Here is an 18,446-nt window from a genome sequence, read left to right as displayed (position 1 = left end):
TTCCGACAAAATCCGGGGCGTGCCAGGCACTCATACATACCTATTTCTACCAGCACCAAGACCCGCCAGTATCATCAGTAAACAAACAATAATAATGGCAATGAGCGCTGAGTTCCATGTATGAGTGATATCAAACAACAACCCGATAAGTAAAGGTCCGATCGCAGCAAAAATATAGCCAATAGATTGTGCCATGCCGGACAGAGCACCTGCTTGCTGACCATTACGTGCACGCATACCAAGCATCGCAAGTGACAAGCTGATAGCTCCTCCAAAGACAACTCCAATCAATGTTACCCAGACGAAAATCAGTGGCAACGGTCCGCCGATCAAGAGACCGATAAATCCAATCGTTGCGCCCCCGCCAATTCCTAGTACGATTCCCTGCTGGTTGGAGAATTTTTCTGCAAGCACCGGTGCCAAAAAGGTGGCTGGCAGTCCGACAAACTGAATATAAGCTACCAGCCAGCCGGCTGCTGATACAGAAAAGCCATAACTCTGCATTATTTCTGGCAGCCACGATACAATCACATAGAATATAAACGATTGCAAGCCCATAAATAAAGTGACCTGCCAAGCCAGCGGAGATTTCCATAAGTTGCCGTCATTAAAAGATCTGCTACTTAACTCCACTTGGTCTTCTTTAGGAGTTTGACTTTGCCTAAGAACAAAAATCCAAACAATGATTCCAATAATAGCCAGCACTGCCCAAGATAATAAAGCTAATTCCCAGCCCAAGCCTGCACCCTGTGCAAGTGGAACAGAAAGCCCTGATGCAGTGGATGCGAATATTGCCATCGATGTCGAATACACACTGGTCATTCGGCCAACTCTATGGGGGAATTTTTCCTTAATGACCGCTGGCAGCAGCACATTCATCACTGCGATGCCAACCCCAATAATTGCTGTACCGATAAATAAGGTCGGTGTATACGGAATGGATCTAATGCCAATTCCGACGAATAGCAGGATCAAACCAAGGAAAACAGCTCCTTCATTCCCCAACCGCCGACCAAATTTCGGGGCAAGCGGTGACACAACAGCAAACGCTATGAGCGGTAAACTAGTAATCGTCCCTGCACTCCAATGTTCCAGTCCAATCTGATCACGAATCGTCCCTAACAGCGGTCCAACGGAAGTAATTGCCGGTCTCAGATTAAAACCAATAACAATAATCGCAACCAAGTATAGCATTCTCTCGCTGGAGGATGCTTCCTTGGCCATGCTGCTTTTTGCGTTAACTCTATTTTTCTCCATCTAATACCTTCTTTTCGACTTTCCATCCCCCTCATGGAGGTGTATTGAGTCATTTTTAACATTACACTATATGCTATTGTAATCAGCATCCTATTGTCAAGACACAGGATTTAATAGATTAAGATGGAAGATTTGATCAATCATTAATTCTTCCTTAAATTAAGGGGTCTTTAAAAAGCGAGTTAAGATTTAATTACTAGTACGATCTTAGACCCTGTCCCAAAATCGTCACTCTTTTCCTTTCAGTCTAATACAAATCCTCCCGTAAAGGCAGAGAGATTCCCAATGTGGAGTTTAAACCAACATCATGATTTTCCTCTTTTTCTATTTCACAACTAAAAAAAGTTTGACATCAAAAGAAAGATATTCTATACTTTCGAAAACCGACCGACCGGTTTTTATCGAAAGGAGTATGAACGATGCCAAAAAGATATGATGCACAGGCTACGATCGAAAATATATTGACTGTTTCTGCAGAACTGTTTTTGGAAAAAGGATTTGAAAAAACGAGCATGCGCGATATTGCTGAAACAGCCGGCATATCCAAAGGGGCAATTTATCATCATTTTCAATCCAAAGATGAAATTATTAACGCTGTTACAGAGAAACAAGAAGAGATCAACGCGACTCTACTGCAAAATTGGCTTGCGGAAATCGAAACTTTAACAGGAAAAGAAAAGCTGACTGTCATTTTAGAAAAAAACCTGGAAAGTCAGGAAGCACATTATTTAGACAATCTCATGAGCTTTCGCATCAAAAGTGCAGAATTTGTTGTAGCTTATATGCAGGATTGTGTAAATAAAGATTCCTTGTTTATTGCTAACATTATTAAAGAAGGCATTGCCGATGGTTCACTTGAGACGGACTATCCGGACGAAAGTGCAGAGATTTTTTTATTGCTTATAAACGTATGGTGTGATCCTGCTGTATTTCAAGGAGATGCGGAGAAATTATCAATGCGTTTAAAGTTTTTACAGCATTTGATGAAGTCGATTGGAATAGATGTATTGAACGATACCCTGCTCAGAGAATATTTGGAATTACTACAGAAATTATACCCAGAGGAGGGCTAATCCATTGAGTACAAACTGCGTTGATAAAGCAGAGAGTCTAACAAAGACATTTTCCGGAAAAGAAGTGATAAAAAATTGCCATATATGTGTTGAATCGGGTACCATCTATGGCTTTTTGGGAGCAAATGGAGCGGGTAAAACAACAGTCTTCAAACTGCTTTCGGGGTTACTTGTGCCAACCATGGGAAAAGCGGAGATTTTAGGGATGGACATTCTCTTGGAGCGTGATACGATTTTGGCGGAAATTGGCACCTTAATTGAGACTCCTCTATTTTACGAGCATTTATCCGCAACAGAAAATCTGGAAATACATCTTGCCTATATGGGAATAAATGACAAGGACATTGATTATACGTTATCCAAAGTCGGGCTGAATAACACAGGCAATCAACCCGTTTCCAAGTTTTCATTAGGTATGAAACAGCGGTTGGCTATTGCCAGAGCGATTATCCATAAGCCAAAGCTGCTGATTTTAGATGAGCCGATTAACGGATTGGACCCAATGGGGATCCGGGAAATGCGAGAGTTGTTTCTTGAGCTTGTAAAGAAGCATCATATGACCATACTTATTTCCAGTCATATTTTAAGTGAAATCGAGAATATTGCGGACACGATTAGCCGCTTCTTCATCACTTACATTAATTGCTTTCCGATTTCTATCAGCTTCTTCTCTCTTCATTATTAACTGCTTCAATGTTTCCATCGCTTCTGCTTGCTTATTAACCGGTTAACAATAAGCATTTTACTATTCATATTTCATTTGTCAACAATAGTTTTCCGGTTAACAAAAGCTGTATCATCTGGATTTTTTGACGTTCCTTTATCTCTATTTCCAATACATTGCTGTCTCACTATGCATTCCCAATTCTTAATTCTTGACCAATAAATAAAGAAGGAGAATAAACCAAAGGATAGTCACAGCAAACTATACCAAGATAATAGGAACGTGCACTCGCAACAAGCACACCAAGGACAATAAGCATTAGTCGATAAAGAATACTTTCTATCCTCCCAAACAAGCCACCGAGGGGACAAACTCAAAAAATCAGTGAGGTGCAGATTTGAAATAAAGTTTAACCGTTTATAAAAAGGTTGCACCGTTTTATCCCTTTGGATATGATGTGTCCAAAGGATGCATTTATGGGAATTAATATGCCTCAATCAGGAAAAATTGTTACAAAAACAAGGGGGAAGATTTATGGATATGGGAAGTGAATACTTAAAGATTGTACAAACAAGATTTGAAAACGTTAAAAGTCTCGGGGATAAAACAATAAGCCAATTATCAGAGGAAGACATACACTGGAAATTAAATGATGCTTCAAATAGTATTGCAATCATTGCAAAACATTTAAGTGGAAATATGATATCGAGATGGTCCGACTTTTTAACATCAGATGGAGAAAAACCTTTCAGAAATCGTGATCAGGAATTTGAAGATGATATTTCATCGAAACAGAAAATGATCATTATTTGGGAAAAAGGATGGGACACGCTTTTTAATACATTGAATGGATTAGAAAATCACGATTTATTAAAAAATATAACCATTCGGGGTGAGGAACACACGGTGCTAGAAGCGATCGAAAGACAAATGGCTCATTACGCCTATCATGTTGGTCAAATTGTTTATATTGGTAAGCAATTAAGGGATAAAAGCTGGGAAACTCTTAGTATCCCTAAAGGAAAATCGGAAGAATATTTACAGCAGAAGTTAAAAAAACATCAGTCTTAGCACATCAGAGGTTGTTCCGTAAACGGGCACGGTTATGGATGATCAAAGGCAGAATATGATCAAACCTTCTTTTGCATTCATATACAATATACAACATAAAATAAACCCCGGAAAACAGTGAGCTAACCTACAGAGAAGCGCCGCCTTAGAGGGACTATGGGCGGCGTTTTTGCGTGGATAGCCCCACTCCGGGACAAATTGACTTGCAATGTAAAGGAGGAATTGACCGTATCTCCGTTAGGGCTTGATTAAATAATCAGGCCTTTTTTAGTGACTAAACTGACAAGGAGGTTCAGTGCATGGCAGAAAATGAGCCAAATAAACCGAACAGCGTAAAAACTCCAGTGAAAAAGCAAACAGCTTCCATTCAAGCGACTGAGGTTGTCAGCAATGCCACCGCTCACCGCTTTTTCTATTTCCAACTATCAAAAAATAACTTTCTAGCAATTTAAGAGAAACCGGGCCCGCTTTGGATGATAAAATGTAGATGAGGAGGCTATATATTCGGCACGAAGTTGCCATTGCGCTAGGGCGATTCGTAAACTGGATGCGCTACCATTTGCACAGGTTTACCCCGTATTTAGAAATGATGAAAAAAGGAGATATGAACATGGCAAAAGTTATTATTCACGCAACCATGACACTGGATGGATACATGGCCGACAAAGACGGTGGCATTGATTGGATGTTCGATGTTGAAGCTACAGACCAAGGGTTTTGTTGTTTCTATCTTTTGTATACGATAAAAAAATAGTGACCTTCCACTCGCAAGTGGTGAGAGTCACTATTTTTCATTCTGGCTGGGATTTTCCCCCAGTCTCCGTCTATACTGCCCTGGTGTTAACCCTTCTTCTTTTTTAAATTTCCTAGTAAAGTTGGCAACGTCTATATAACCAATATCGGTGACAATGTCTTTTATTGCATGATTTGTTTCCCTCAATTGATTTTTGAACTCTTCATTACGTAATCTCCATACAAATTGGGTAAAAGTGCTTCCTGTTTGTTCTTTTATAAACCGGCTAAGATAGGAAACAGATATCTGAAAAGCTTCAGCTACATGCTCCAAACTTAAATCATGCAATTTATAGTGGCTTTGAATATAGTCCAAGATATTATCACGCATCAGGTTATTATGACTCTTTTTTCTTTTTTCAATCTCTTCACAAATATTTACTATAAGCACATTGATCTTTTTTTCTAAATCATCGATTGACTGAAATTCAACAAGGGCTTCCAGATCCCCCACACTATGATTTAATCTTAATTCTAAAATATTTTTTATAACAGTATTCATAATATCAAAACACATACATCTTAGCATATGAATAGACGTTTCTTGCTCTCTTAAGTTGTTTGTAATATTTTTCAGCGTTTCTTTCGCAACTACTTGATCCCCTAGCTTTAAACTTTGAATAAATTTCATTTGTTCTTCAAATGGAAACCAAACATCTATATTACTTTCTTTCGTAATTTTTTCAAAATACACTGTCGTAGATTTATTGCTAATGATTGAGTGCTCTGCTGAGGCTAGAGCTTCAATATACGATCTATTTATTTTATCAATTCCTTCATAAATTCCACCTACACCTATTATTGGTGTTGGGAATCCATGATCCCCCACTAATTCTATCAGGCTTACAATAATTTGTTCCCGTTCCTTCCCCTCCATATCTGCTCGCAAGTTAATGATTAAGCCCATCGTATTATCTTCAATCAAATCAATACCATATGCCATATTCTCAGAAAAGGATAAATCCCTTAATAGGGTTAACATTTTGTCTTTTTTCTTTATTGAATCTAATTGATTGCAAGAAATCACAGCAACAAAGAATTTATTACTATGAAATGTAACATGTATCTACGGACAAGCGGTCCTCCACGCTTGTCCGTGTCGGAACGACATTCGGCGGTCAAACCATTGCTATAGTTTCCTTAACAACAAGAAAAGCGCAAGCGCCTTGATTTAATGTAGAACAGCTAAAGATACGCCCTCATAGCAGCAGACTCAAACCGCTGTCATCTGCACAGTACATCCTATACGCCGCAACGCCGATGGCGCCTAAGCTAGATCAAGCATTAGCCGAAATTTATACTTTCTTACCTTTGGACAAAAACGCTTACACATTTTAGTTCAAATAAAAAGAACTTAAATGATCGTATTCTAAAACACCCATCCGTCATTCCCCTCTAATGGAATGCCCCTACAATAATATAAACTAAATCTATCGTACGGTAAGTTGTCGTGTCAACCCATATTAAGTTTAGTAATATTTCTTTTTTTAGATGAAAAACTTAGCCGATGACAAGCTCCATCAATACCTTACACCCATAAGAAATAAGCCGTTCCCTTCTAGTTCTAGGGAACGACCTGTTGCATTTCGACATTGCTTTATTCTTTTTCCACAGAGTATCTAACTTGTTTAAAGGTGACAATATCTCCTGATTCTTCGTCGTTGCTTGTTTGCAGTAATTGAACTTTTGGTTCATAATCTGTTCTTAGTGCGTCATTGATATCGCCGATCTCTAACGTGTATACTTCATCATTTTTAATTTTACCTTCAAAGACGGTCTCATTTGCTACAGAGATAAAAGTCGTCTTGTTTTCGTCGATATTTGTCATCTTGATTTTAATTTCATTATCTTTATCAGTGATAGTTGGAGTCACTAATTCAAGCGATCCTTCACCCGTATCATTGTTCACTGCAACTTCCAAGTCCTTTCGATCTTCTTCATCCAAAAGATCCTCTGAATCAAGAATCTGCGCACAGCCCGCTAATCCAATGAACACAGTGAAAATAAATAAAAATCTTCCTGCATATTTCATGTTAATTCCTCTTTTCTACGTACTATGTATACCCTCATTTTATCGTATGAAAAAAAACTAGACAATAAGCCCCCCGACGTATTTCTCAGATGAAGTTTCATAAATCTGTAGAGATAGATCATACAAGAGGAGTGATTTCACAACAAAAAATATTTGCATCCTGCTATAGCATAACAAGATGCAAATGGATTATATCTATTGAATTTGCTGTAAAAATCATTTGAAGTTTTTAGCAATCTCCTCTTTTCATTGCTTAACTGTCCCTCCGTAGAAATGACAACAAGTAAGCCGTAGTGCATATCAACCCCCAAACTAAAAGTGTAAAGAAAGCAATCCATGGAGGCAACTCGTGCACTTCATAGGCTGGTGTTCCAAGCAGACTCAAACTCGCTTGATCCGGCAGGAATCGTAATCCTTCCGGCCATTGTAAGACGCCTGTTCCAATAAATATAGGAATCATAATTAAAATGGAAAGCGGTACAATCGTGCTGCGTGTTAACCCGGCAATACCAAAAGCAATCATAGACATTAAGAAGTAGACTGCTGTCCAACGTACGATATCAATCAAAATGTGACTCATACTTACATCCGAAAAGATATTAATTATTAATCGAGCAGGAATGACAGCTACCATTATTCCACATAATACTGCCAGTACAACTGCAACTATTTTTCCGTTCATTAATCGTTGTCGATTAGGGGTAGCGGTCAACGTCATACGATACTGCTCCCCTAGATATTCACTGCTAGCTGCGTAAACCGGCAAAATAAGAAACGCATAAATAGGAGCAAACATAACGATACCAATGTCTGACACCGTAGAAGGGGGCATATCATTTCCGAGATAAAAAATGAGACCACTTGCGTCTAATATAGCAAGTCCAATATTCAAAATCGCAGTGATGAAGATAAACATTACAATTGTTGGATTTGAGATAATTTTCGTAAATTCAGAGTGGACTACATTCGAAAGCTGAATGGCAGGTTGCCCAGAAGCTGATATCTTCATCGAGCGTCCCTCCGCTTCAATAGAATGAGTGAAATGATTAATACGCCGATAAGCCATAGCATTAACACCATGCCTCCCATTAGATTACTTGAACTAAATAGTGGACCCATATCAGGCAATTGTGCTTCTTGTAATAATAAATTACGAGCTGCACTTATCGGTGTCCATGCGTCCACAGCCGGTGCAAATGAAGCAATGGCTTGGGACATGGTCACACCAATGAATCCTCCCATGATCAAAATACCTAAAAGAGTACGTCTTGTAATAAGCGTGAAGCCTAAAGTAATCAAGGTAATCGCAACAAGGAAAAAGATACCTCCTGAAATCTTGATATATACTTGAGGTGACCATAAGAATTCCGGTCTCCAATCTTTGATCATAAAGTATGCCGTAATCAGCGACATAATGGTATAAGTGATTCCAATGCCTAACGTATAAATGATTGTCGCTATGATTTTACTAATAACCATTTGCGTTCGCGAAGGTACCGCGAGTAAACTCACTCCTAATTGACCTGTTCGGAATTCTGCTCCTGCTATCGTTGCACCAAGTAGTGGGAACAAGATTCCGGGATTAAATATTGCTGTCCCTATTGTGGAATAAAAATCCAATTCTGCATTGATAGGTCTTCTATACTCCCAGTGCATGCCATTCTCATCTATCGATTTCAATGATTCTAAAAAGCCGACCGCGCTCTGGTAATGAAAAAAAAGACCCACAGCCAATAAGATAAACGTGATAATCCAAACACTGCGCAGTGTGATTATTTTTGTGAATTCAGATCGAATCGTTGCCATCCTATTCATCACCAGCTTTCGCCGCTCTTAATACCAGTCAAGGCAAAAAAAGCTTCTTCAAGTGAATTATGATCCGCAACAACATCTTCAAGAGAGCCCGAATCAATAATCTTTCCTTTATTGATAATCACAATGTCATCGACTATTTTTGAAGTTTCGTCCATTAAGTGACTAGAGAGTAACACCGTATTACCATTTCGTGCATAGTTTTGCAGAAGTCTTCGAACACTCCGTATACCTTCAGGATCTAACCCATTCACAGGTTCGTCCAGGATAAGAATCCGGGGTTTTCCAAGTAATGCAGCAGCTAAACCGAGACGTTGTTTCATTCCGAGAGAATACTTTTTTACTCTTGTTTTTGCAGCATTAGAGAGACCCACTATTTCCAGCACTTCAGCTATTCTTTCTTTTGGAATACGATTCGATTCAGCAATCCATTTAAGGTGATCAATTCCGCGACGCTCCGGAACAGCCGCAGCACCATCTAACATTGCACCAACTGATCGTAAAGGCTGACTATGTTCAACAAATGCTTTTCCTTCAATAAAAGCCGTCCCGCTAGTGGGACGATCAAGACCAAGTAAAATACGTAGAGTAGTAGATTTTCCTGCCCCGTTAGGTCCTAAAAAGCCTGTCACCCGGCCTGGATGTGCGGTGAAAGACACATTTTCAACGGCTATCTTTGTACCATATTTCTTCGTTACATTGTTAACTGCAATACTTTCTACTCCTATGCTGCTGTTTTTTGTAAGCATGTACACACTACCTTTCTGTTTCTTGTAGCTTTTAGTATAGCTATGAACAATAAACTGCCACATTTGAATTCATAAACAATTGATAATAAAAGATTACAAATTGATAAAGCCGACTGCCAACAGGGCAAGTTTTCTTCATTCCCCACTGATGGTTAGCGAGACGAATATCAGCAAGGGCTTTGGCCTACAAGTTGGTAAGGTCATGCAGATGGCACTCTCGCCGTTCCCTTTTGGCTCTTTTCCTCGAAAAAGGGTACGGCCAGCTCTTCCGCCCTCCCCCTTTTAACTTTTTTCCTTGAAAAAGGGAACGGCCAGCTCTCCCGCCATCACCCTTTTGGCTTTTTTCCTTGAAAAAGGGAACGACCGACTCTCTCGCCCTCCCCCTTTCAGCTATTTCCCTTGAAAAAGGGAACGGCCGGCTCTCTCGCCGTCAACTTTTTAGCTTTTTTCCATGAAAAAGGGAACGGACCACACTTACGCCCTCCCCTTTTTTGCGTTTTTCCACGAAAACAAGGACAGCCATCACTTGCGCTGTCCATCTTTTTCACTTTTCATGAAAATGTCCCATATTGTCAAATGAATAGATATGCCAATTTCCCTTCGTTTTTTCGGGTTAAAGACTTATTGTTTCTAATTTTTATTTATCAAAAAACAGGTGTCAGTGGATCATCGCCATTTAAAACCGCCAAAATATTTCTTGCAGCAATGTCCGCCATCGCATCTCGTGTTTCAATAGTCGCATTGCCAATATGTGGAGTTAAGACGACATTTTTTAGGCTTTTTAAAGCATTAGCGATTTCAGGTTCGAATTCAAAAACATCTAAAGCTGCACCTTTAATATCACCATTTGCTAATGCATTTGCGAGATCTTTTTCATGAACAATGGGGCCACGAGCCGCATTAATAAGAAAAGCAGTTGATTTCATCTTTTTAAAAGCATCTTTATTAAACATGTGATGTACAGAACGGCTATATGGCGCATGAATTGTAATAAAGTCTACACTTTCAAGCAGTTCATCCTGAGACACGTAACTTGCGCCAAATTGATCTTCAAGTTCCTTTGGCTTTTGTCTTGGTCCAGTATAGATAATGTTCATGCCAAAAGCTTTGGCTCGTTTGGCGACAGCTTGTCCAATACTTCCCAAACCAATAATGCCTAATGTTTTGTCACTCAAATCCGTACCTAAAAAGAATAAAGGCGCCCAACCATTGAAACCTTTTGTTCTGCATAACTCGTCACCTTCAGGAATCCGGCGTGCCGCCGATATAATTAACCCAATCGTTAAATCTGCGGTAGCATTTGTTGAGACTCTAGGTGTGTTTGTGACAGGAATATGCCGCTCTTTTGCGGAGTTAATCGCAATATTATCAAAGCCTGCACCAAAGTTTGCGATAATCTTGAGATTTTCCGCATGACTAATAACACCTTCAGTCACTGGCGTTGAAAGAGGGCTTAATAAAGCGTCTATATCTTTTGTTTTATGTATTAACTCTTCTTCCGAAATCAGTGACTCACTGTCATCAAACATTTCAACATCGTGTTCGTTAAGCAACTTTATTGCTTTTTCCGGGACTTTTCCTGCTATAAAAATTTTTGCTATTTTGATCATCTCTATACAAAATATTATACCCACATTCCAACAATGAAAATCAAATAATAGACTGATAGTGAGCGCTTTTTTTACAACATAGTCAATGAATCATGATGAAGAAAAGCATATATGTAGCAAAATACGGAAATGCCTATTTTCCCTTAAGCTAAGACGTTCCAAACATTAAAGTAACAATGGTAAAAGTGAAACTTCATTCAGTTGGGGTTTTTTTCCATCCCCCACTGAATGTTAGTTGAACTCGGGTATTTACTGACAGTTGTCCCCCACTTACAATTCTCATTTTCACCTCGAATTCTTGAAGTGGGGGTCTTACTGCCAGTTAATGCGGGATAAATTCAATGACTTATGGGAATAGAGACTGTAAAAGTAATCACATCTTTTTGAAGTGTGGCTTCAAGCTCGCCTTTCATCGCAGTGATCAATGTCTTCGCAATGAATAATCCCAAACCTAAATGGCCTTCAGCGTTTTGCGGGTTATTCGTATAAAATCTTTGAAAGATTTGTTCTAAGGACTCTTCTTTCATTTCTGCACCATCGTTTTTAATAGCCACGACAATGTAATCATCTTGAATTGCGACCGATAATTCTAAGAGCTCTTTTGTATAACGATAAGCATTATCTAAGATGTTCTGTAGCGCACGTTCTAATTGATAGATATCTACATTCATATAGTTATGATGGAAAGACGAATGATCTAAAGAGGTTTCTATTTTGATTCCTTTTGTATGGCAATCCATAGAAACTGTGTGAAGGAAACGTTGTGACCATTCATGGCAGTATATCCATTCCAGCTGAATAGAAACAGAATCGCTTGTTTGATAACTTAAGCTTAATTGTTGCGATAATTCATTCAACAGGTGAATTTTATTTTGTATGACGCGAAAATATTCTTTTTCCTCGGATTTTGTTTGCGCAATTCCATCTTGTAAGGCTTCGATATATGCTGAAATGGATGTAATTGGTGTCTTCAAGTCATGCGAAATACTGTCAATAAATTGCTTACGTTCTACCTCAAATTGTTGGTGTTCCAGTTGTTGAACATATAACTCATTTCTCATATTGTCAAAGGCAGAGATAAGTTGGCCAATTTCGTCCTTTTTATTATAATGAATCGGCGCAGCCAAATTCCCTATTGAGATTCGCCTAGTTTCTTTTGCTACTATTGAAATAGGTGCTAGAATTCGTCTTTTTATATAAAAAATGGTCAGCACCAGCAATATACTCATAAGAAAGAGAACAAAAATCAGCAAAATTATTTGGTAGTCTTCTTTAATCTGCATGATAAATAATAAAGAACTTAGCGGAAGAATAAACAAACCAAGAAATAAGAGAATAAGCCCCTTAATAACACTATTTTTCATTTACTTCACCGTCAAATCGATAACCTACTCCTCTGATTGTTGTAATGAATGGTGTTAAAGCTAATTTTTCTCTCAGTTTTTGAATGTGGATCACAACCGTATTGATATCTCCAAATTCGTTTATTCCCCAAACATGCTGATAAATCTTTTCTTTACTCAGCACTTGATACGCATTTTTGACAAGAAAAGCTAATACATCAAATTCTTTTAAAGTCAGATGAACGATTTTCTCGTTTTTTGTAACAATTCTTGAAGATAAATCTATTTCGATATCATCGAAATATAACAGTGATTGTTTGGCGGGTTTATTTAGATAATCGATTCTTCTAAATAATGATTCCACCCGGACGATTAACTCTTTCACCGAGAACGGTTTCGTTACATAATCATCTGCACCTAATTTTAATCCAATAATTCGATCTACCTCTGTTTCTTTTGCACTGATAATAATGATTGGGACAATGGAGATGGTACGTATTTGTTTTAATATTTCCAGTCCATCCAGCCCTGGTAGCATTATATCTAATAGAATCATATCTGGTTGATACTGGTTTATTACGTTGAGCGCATGATTACCTTGACCACATATCGATGCATCATATTTTTCTCGTGATAAATAATTCCCTATCATTCTTGCTAAATCTGCATCATCTTCAATGACAAGTACTTTTTTCTGATTCATTGGTACCTCCTAAATAAAAAGGTCTTGTTTATTAAATATCTTTATTGTACCAACAAATAATATAAAGGTGAAAATGAGATAACTGCCAATCGAAATGATTCCAGTTAACAAATTAGATGAAACCAGATCATATAAAGAAACGACATACATGGACGGAAAATGGGCAGAAATCACAGGATCAAGACCTTCCATCAGTGCCTGCAAGAGTATAAGTCCCAATGCCACGCCAATTGTAACTGTTTCTTTTTCAGAAATAGCTATGACAAAAGCCAACATGGACGAATAGAAAAGAAGAGAAAGAATAGCTCCAAATAAAAAATAGGAGATGTTAAAATAATTTAATTCGATTCCTGCTACAAGAGAACCAATTGTAAGCCAGCTCGTTACAACGTGTATCAATAAGATAAATATTCCTACTAATGTCGCAACAATTATTTTTGATAAATAGTAATAGTTGCGATTGGAAGATTTAGGAATAATATTTTTAAATGTTTGGGAATGATAATCCGTAGAAAGCAAATCGGCGATTAAATAAGCACAGAGTATCCAATACATTTGCCGGAAGCTTCCAAACACCTGAATGAGAATATCTTCTCCTACGTTAGCATTTACCGCTGTGTAAATGGTTAAACCTGCTGTTAATAAAATGGTAAGTAATAGAAGTAACCGATATTTCGGATTATAAAATACATAAAATATATCATGTTTTACTTGTTGAATCATATACACCCTCCTTTATACATATAAATCCTGTTTTTTAAACAGAAAATAGCCTGCTGTTCCGAGCACGATAAGATAACCAACGAGTACACCCAGGCTGGTGATACTATAGGAAATAGACTTTTCAAACAGGTTAATGTGGAAAAATAATAAGTGTTCATAAATCACATATTGTTTTACTTGATCATAAATAACGATATATTGTCCGACGAGCGTAGATAACCCCATCAACATTGCTAAGGTAGCAATTCGCTGAATAAACTGTGAAATCAATAAAGCAATCAAACCAAAAATAAAATAAGCAAAAGCAAAGGCTAATCCAGCTAAAAGAGTCACTCCTACACCTTGCCATCCACTCGTAGTTACAGAATAAAAAACAAACGTATCTCCCCATCCGAAGAAAGAGATGCCAACGACATAACCAATTAAAAGCATGATCGATGTTAAAAGAAGCGAAAATAAAAGGATGGATAAAATTCTCGAAATATAATATTGAAATCTGGTAACAGAACGTAATAAAACAAATTTGATTGTCCCGTTATTTCGTTCCTGTATTAATATTTCTCCAACATAAATGGCAACAAATACGGCTGTAAATGTAATACCAGCTTGAAGCATTTCTACAGGAAATGATTGACCATAACCAGCAACTACTGTTTTTCCCGCACCGTAAGCTTTAAAAATAACACCTGTTAAAACATACATCGCAGCATAAATAAGTGTATAGACAAGCAGCATTTTGGAAGTCAGTGTACGTTTGAACTCGAATAAAGTCAGTGTCCATATGTTCTTCATTACGCTAACTTCTCCTTTATACACGCAAAGAATAAATCCTCTAAATTGGTGACTTGATATACATTTAATAATTCGGAAATATCTCCTTCTTCGACAATCTTGCCACTCTGAATAAAGGCTGCTTTATGACATAAATCTTCCATTTCCCGTAACATATGGCTGGAAATAAGAAATGTAATCTTTTCTTTTTCTGCCAATCGCTTAATTAATGTTTTCATTTCCCGAAGCCCCATTGGATCAACACCATTCGTTGGCTCATCCAATATAATCAAGCTGGGGTAGCATAATAAAGCATTAGCAATACCCAGACGCTGCTTCATCCCCAAAGAAAATGTCTTTACCTTGTTATCCTTCACTTCTTTCAGGTCAACAATGGATAAAACTTCATTGATTCTTGTTTTTGGCACGTTGACGGCAGCTAATTTAGCACTCAGGTTTAAATTCTGTTTGGCAGTAAGATGAAGATAAAAAGCGGGATTTTCGATAATACTGCCTACTCTGGAAAGAGCTGAAACGGAATCATTATTTATGGAATGTCCATCGATTAATATGTCGCCAGAATTAGGGAAAATCAAACGGGTAACCATTCGTAATGTTGTTGTTTTTCCTGCTCCGTTTGGACCGAGGAAACCGTAGATATCCCCCTTTTGAATCGAAAAGTGAATATTATCGATCACGGTTTGACCAGCAATTTTTTTGTTTAAATTTTTAATTTCTAAAATAGACTTTTCATTATTTACTTGCGTCATTTGCTCATCTCCTTATTTTGATAAGCTAAATTATAGCAAAGCAAAATAAGCTGAGAATATGGTTATGATAAAGTTTTGATAAAGAATCTGGAGGCAAAAAAGCCCCCTAATGTTGGATAGCATGTCCAAGATTAGGGGGAACAGTTCCCGACGTCGATATAATTTTCGCAGTACCGTTTTTTTACCGGACTTTTTGAACATCCGCTGAAACATGAGGGATTGGCACATAGCAATAAAGTTTAAGAGCAGCAAATAGTTACTTCCTAGAAATAGAAAGGAGGTGATGCCATGTCCACTTTTGCAGCTTCTCTTTGATGATAAATTTTAGCTTACTAATAACTGCCATCTTGTCATTAAAGGTAGGTACAAAAATTGGCTGGCATGAGTCTTTAATAACTTTTGGATTCGGTTGGTCTTTCAAAATAAGCTTAGAGAAATAAGGAGCAATCTTCTTGCAGTATTGTAGGTGAACCTACCTTTTATCCTCCTCATCAATCAGTTCAGATATGGCTATTTCCTTAAAATAGGAATCGTAAAATAAAAGGATGTACCAACATTTAGTTCGCTCTCTGCCCAAATCTCACCACCATGTTTATCAATAATTTTCTTACAGATCGCTAATCCCAGTCCGGCACCGCCAAAATGACGGGAGCGAGATTTCTCTGTACGATAAAATTGATCAAATACAAATGGTAAATCTTTTTGTGCTATACCTGCTCCATTGTCTGTTACTGAAACTCTAAGAGCATGATCATCAGCACTTCCCTCAATCGTTATCACTCCCTTAGTCTCAACATATCTTTTGGCGTTGCTTACTAAATTATCAAAAACTTGGGCAATTTCTTTTGCATTGACAGACAGGTCAACCTTTGGAAATGGCTTGATAACTTCCAGTTGAATTGGTGTATCTGTAAATTCCATCTTCATTGGGTGGATAATTGTTTCCAATAATTCTGCAGCATTCCAAACGGAAAAGACTTCTTCTGTATTGTTCATATCTAATTGCGAGTATTGGAAAAGGGCTTCGATTAGGTGATCCAGATTTTCTGTTTTATTTTTAATCACCGAAATATAGCGCTGAAATCGTTCTTCATCATGAATGATGCCATCCTGTAATCCTTCTACGTAGCCTTTAATCGATGACATCGGTGTACGCAAATCATGTGAAATACTGGCGATTAATTCTTTACGTGCTGTTTCATGCGCAGCTTGTTTTTCCCTTAATTCCTTTAACTCCTCTTTCATTTCATTAAATGCATGAGATAAATCACCCATCTCATCATTTTCCTGATAGGAAATTACAAAATCAAAATTCCCCTCGCGAATCTTTTTGGTTGCATGCCCTAATTCACCAAGTGGAGCCAAAATATTTCGTGAAATCACCCATCCAGTAATCCATGCACCGATGACAAAAGGGATAAGCAATGCAAGAAGAAGTGGAAGAAGGCTTCTAAAGCTGATACTATTATTCGAATAAACTCCGGAAAGTAGCGCAACCACTATCGGAAACAGGAACATAGATGAAAAAGACAAGATTAGTTTTCCTTTTACCCCTAATCTCATCTTCTGTCTCCTACAAATTTATAGCCTACTCCCCAGACAGTTTTTATCCATTTATGCGAGGTGATATCTTCTTCTATCTTTTGACGAATTTTTTTAATATGTATGGTTACTGTGTTGAGATCGCCATATTCATTTACTCCCCAAACATGGTCATAAATTTGTTGACGGGTTAAGACTTGATTAACCTTCGTGGCTAAAAATCGCAGCACCTCAAATTCCTTGGTTGTGAATTCCACCTGTTGCGAATTTATTTTTACTGTATAAGCATTCAAGTTAATTTCTAGCTGTTCAAATGATAAGACCTCATTGCTAGGTACCTCTTTTTCACTTTCACTTTTAGGAGATGCGGAGAATTGATGATGTCTCCTTAATTGTGCTTTTACTCTTGCCACCACTTCTCTTGGACTAAATGGTTTCACAACATAATCATCCGCTCCTAAACCCAATCCTAAAACTTTATCAACCTCTGATTTTTTAGCACTCAGCATAATAATGGGGATAGAGGATTCTGCTCGTATCGTCCGGCATACTTCCATGCCATCTAAACCCGGTAACATAATATCCAAGACAATAAGATCTGGCTGATATTCTCGAAAGCGTGTCAGACATTCCTCACCATCTGTGCTAATCTTCACCTCATATTGTTCTTCTTCCAAATAATCTTTAATCAATTCGGCAATTTCCAGTTCATCATCAACAACCAGAATTTTCATATTTCGCATGGACATCCCCTCCTTTCATATTCATAATTATACCAACACATCCTTCCTTTTAATAAAAAGAAAACTGCCAATATAACAGAGGATGATATAGGCTAAGATAACCCCCATATTAAAAAGGATTTCTTGCCAAGCTGTTTGGTTAATAAATAAGGCAGGAAAAGTATTCATAATATGCACAATTGAATACGCTTGAATACTTCCCTTCAATAAGGGTGCAAACATAAATAAGGCTAGAGCAGTACCAATGGTGATCCCAACATTCAGTGATAATACTGCAATAAAAAAGATCAACATAGCAAAACCAAAGACAGGCAAGATATAAGCAAATGCCGTAGTTAAAGTAAACATAACCGCGTTTCCACCTAAAAATAGCGGTTCTCCTTGAACAAGCATATGCTCTCCCCAGCCAAAAAAAATGAATCCTATACCATAGGCGGTGAGTATGGTAAAACAAACCATAAAACAGATGCAAACCAATACCCCCATCGACTTTGCACAAATAAATTGGCTACGATTAATCGGTCGTAATAATACCACTTTAAACATGCCCCGTTTATATTCTTCTGCAATGGTTTCCGCAATAAATACAGCCAGAAATATTGTGATATAAAGGGAGCTTTCGGCTAGTGCTTCCACAGGAAAAGACTGCCCATTTAATAAATGGGATGCTTGTCTAGACTGCAATACGTTTACTAGTTGAACAACAACTATAACCCCCATAAATAGATAAAGCTTTTTTTGCTTAAGGAATTTGTATAGTTCATTTTTGATTAAACCAATCATTCGATCAT

General features: G+C 37.8%; 20 protein-coding genes. 5 read left to right on the top strand and 15 right to left on the bottom strand.

Annotated elements, in window-relative coordinates:
* Positions 1-30: 30 nt before the first annotated feature.
* Positions 31-1,224 carry a CynX/NimT family MFS transporter gene (locus IPU53_RS15510; RefSeq protein ID WP_207451977.1) on the bottom strand — a complete coding sequence of 398 codons (1,194 nt, stop codon included), beginning with the start codon at positions 1,222-1,224 and terminating at the stop codon, positions 31-33.
* A gap of 452 nt (positions 1,225-1,676) precedes the next feature.
* Between IPU53_RS15510 and IPU53_RS15505 the strand changes: the two genes are divergently transcribed.
* The 5 genes from IPU53_RS15505 (at position 1,677) to IPU53_RS15485 (ending at position 4,819) form a co-directional block, all read left to right on the top strand.
* Positions 1,677-2,330, top strand: a complete 654-nt coding sequence (locus tag IPU53_RS15505) for a TetR/AcrR family transcriptional regulator (protein ID WP_207451931.1) — start codon at positions 1,677-1,679, stop codon at positions 2,328-2,330.
* Between the two features lie 4 nt (positions 2,331-2,334).
* Positions 2,335-3,015, top strand: a complete 681-nt coding sequence (locus IPU53_RS15500) for an ABC transporter ATP-binding protein (protein ID WP_207451930.1) — start codon at positions 2,335-2,337, stop codon at positions 3,013-3,015.
* Between the two features lie 513 nt (positions 3,016-3,528).
* Complete coding sequence (locus tag IPU53_RS15495; protein ID WP_207451929.1) at positions 3,529-4,065, top strand: DUF1572 domain-containing protein; 537 nt, start codon at positions 3,529-3,531, stop codon at positions 4,063-4,065.
* 299 nt (positions 4,066-4,364) lie between these two features.
* Positions 4,365-4,517, top strand: a complete 153-nt coding sequence (locus IPU53_RS15490; protein WP_207451928.1) for a hypothetical protein — start codon at positions 4,365-4,367, stop codon at positions 4,515-4,517.
* 158 nt (positions 4,518-4,675) lie between these two features.
* Positions 4,676-4,819 (top strand): hypothetical protein, encoded by a 144-nt coding sequence (locus IPU53_RS15485; RefSeq protein WP_207451927.1) that lies wholly within the window; start codon positions 4,676-4,678, stop codon positions 4,817-4,819.
* A gap of 30 nt (positions 4,820-4,849) precedes the next feature.
* On the opposite strand, the gene IPU53_RS15480 is transcribed toward IPU53_RS15485, so the two are convergent.
* The 14 genes from IPU53_RS15480 to IPU53_RS15415 all read right to left on the bottom strand — a co-directional run bounded on the left by IPU53_RS15480 (position 4,850) and on the right by IPU53_RS15415 (position 18,438).
* On the bottom strand, positions 4,850-5,839 hold the full coding sequence (locus IPU53_RS15480) for a helix-turn-helix domain-containing protein (RefSeq protein WP_207451926.1): 990 nt from the start codon (positions 5,837-5,839) through the stop codon (positions 4,850-4,852).
* A gap of 615 nt (positions 5,840-6,454) precedes the next feature.
* Positions 6,455-6,889: a hypothetical protein gene (locus tag IPU53_RS15475; RefSeq protein WP_207451925.1), complete on the bottom strand. Its 435-nt coding sequence runs from the start codon at positions 6,887-6,889 to the stop codon at positions 6,455-6,457.
* Between the two features lie 253 nt (positions 6,890-7,142).
* Entirely contained in the window at positions 7,143-7,898 is a 756-nt protein-coding gene (locus IPU53_RS15470; protein ID WP_207451924.1) for a hypothetical protein, read from the bottom strand.
* Positions 7,895-8,695 (bottom strand): hypothetical protein, encoded by an 801-nt coding sequence (locus IPU53_RS15465; protein ID WP_207451923.1) that lies wholly within the window; start codon positions 8,693-8,695, stop codon positions 7,895-7,897. Before IPU53_RS15465 ends, IPU53_RS15470 begins: the two co-directional genes overlap by 4 nt.
* A gap of 8 nt (positions 8,696-8,703) precedes the next feature.
* On the bottom strand, positions 8,704-9,450 hold the full coding sequence (locus IPU53_RS15460; protein ID WP_207451922.1) for an ABC transporter ATP-binding protein: 747 nt from the start codon (positions 9,448-9,450) through the stop codon (positions 8,704-8,706).
* A 644-nt stretch (positions 9,451-10,094) separates the two neighbouring features.
* The gene (locus IPU53_RS15455; RefSeq protein WP_207451921.1) at positions 10,095-11,060 is read right to left on the bottom strand and encodes a 2-hydroxyacid dehydrogenase family protein; all 966 of its coding nucleotides are present in this window, start codon (positions 11,058-11,060) and stop codon (positions 10,095-10,097) included.
* Between the two features lie 338 nt (positions 11,061-11,398).
* Complete coding sequence (locus IPU53_RS15450; protein ID WP_207451920.1) at positions 11,399-12,424, bottom strand: HAMP domain-containing sensor histidine kinase; 1,026 nt, start codon at positions 12,422-12,424, stop codon at positions 11,399-11,401.
* A complete protein-coding gene (locus IPU53_RS15445; protein ID WP_207451919.1) occupies positions 12,414-13,106 on the bottom strand; it encodes a response regulator transcription factor in 693 nt (230 codons plus the stop codon). Before IPU53_RS15445 ends, IPU53_RS15450 begins: the two co-directional genes overlap by 11 nt.
* A 9-nt stretch (positions 13,107-13,115) precedes the next feature.
* Complete coding sequence (locus IPU53_RS15440; RefSeq protein WP_207451918.1) at positions 13,116-13,829, bottom strand: hypothetical protein; 714 nt, start codon at positions 13,827-13,829, stop codon at positions 13,116-13,118.
* Positions 13,830-13,841: 12 nt separating this feature from the next.
* Positions 13,842-14,621, bottom strand: a complete 780-nt coding sequence (locus IPU53_RS15435; RefSeq protein ID WP_207451917.1) for an ABC transporter permease subunit — start codon at positions 14,619-14,621, stop codon at positions 13,842-13,844.
* The gene (locus tag IPU53_RS15430; protein WP_207451916.1) at positions 14,621-15,370 is read right to left on the bottom strand and encodes an ABC transporter ATP-binding protein; all 750 of its coding nucleotides are present in this window, start codon (positions 15,368-15,370) and stop codon (positions 14,621-14,623) included. The genes IPU53_RS15435 and IPU53_RS15430 overlap by 1 nt, the downstream gene beginning before the upstream one ends.
* A gap of 510 nt (positions 15,371-15,880) precedes the next feature.
* A complete protein-coding gene (locus IPU53_RS15425) occupies positions 15,881-16,933 on the bottom strand; it encodes a sensor histidine kinase (protein ID WP_207451915.1) in 1,053 nt (350 codons plus the stop codon).
* Entirely contained in the window at positions 16,930-17,655 is a 726-nt protein-coding gene (locus tag IPU53_RS15420; protein WP_207451914.1) for a response regulator transcription factor, read from the bottom strand. Before IPU53_RS15420 ends, IPU53_RS15425 begins: the two co-directional genes overlap by 4 nt.
* A gap of 27 nt (positions 17,656-17,682) precedes the next feature.
* Positions 17,683-18,438 (bottom strand): ABC transporter permease, encoded by a 756-nt coding sequence (locus IPU53_RS15415; protein ID WP_207451913.1) that lies wholly within the window; start codon positions 18,436-18,438, stop codon positions 17,683-17,685.
* Positions 18,439-18,446: the final 8 nt, after the last annotated feature.

The sequence above is a fragment of the Bacillus sp. SD088 genome (assembly GCF_017355205.1).
Classification (GTDB): Bacteria; Bacillota; Bacilli; order Bacillales; family Bacillaceae_C; genus Lederbergia.
The sequence above is the reverse complement of the archived record's forward strand: the minus strand, read 5'-3'. Positions and strand labels throughout refer to the sequence as shown.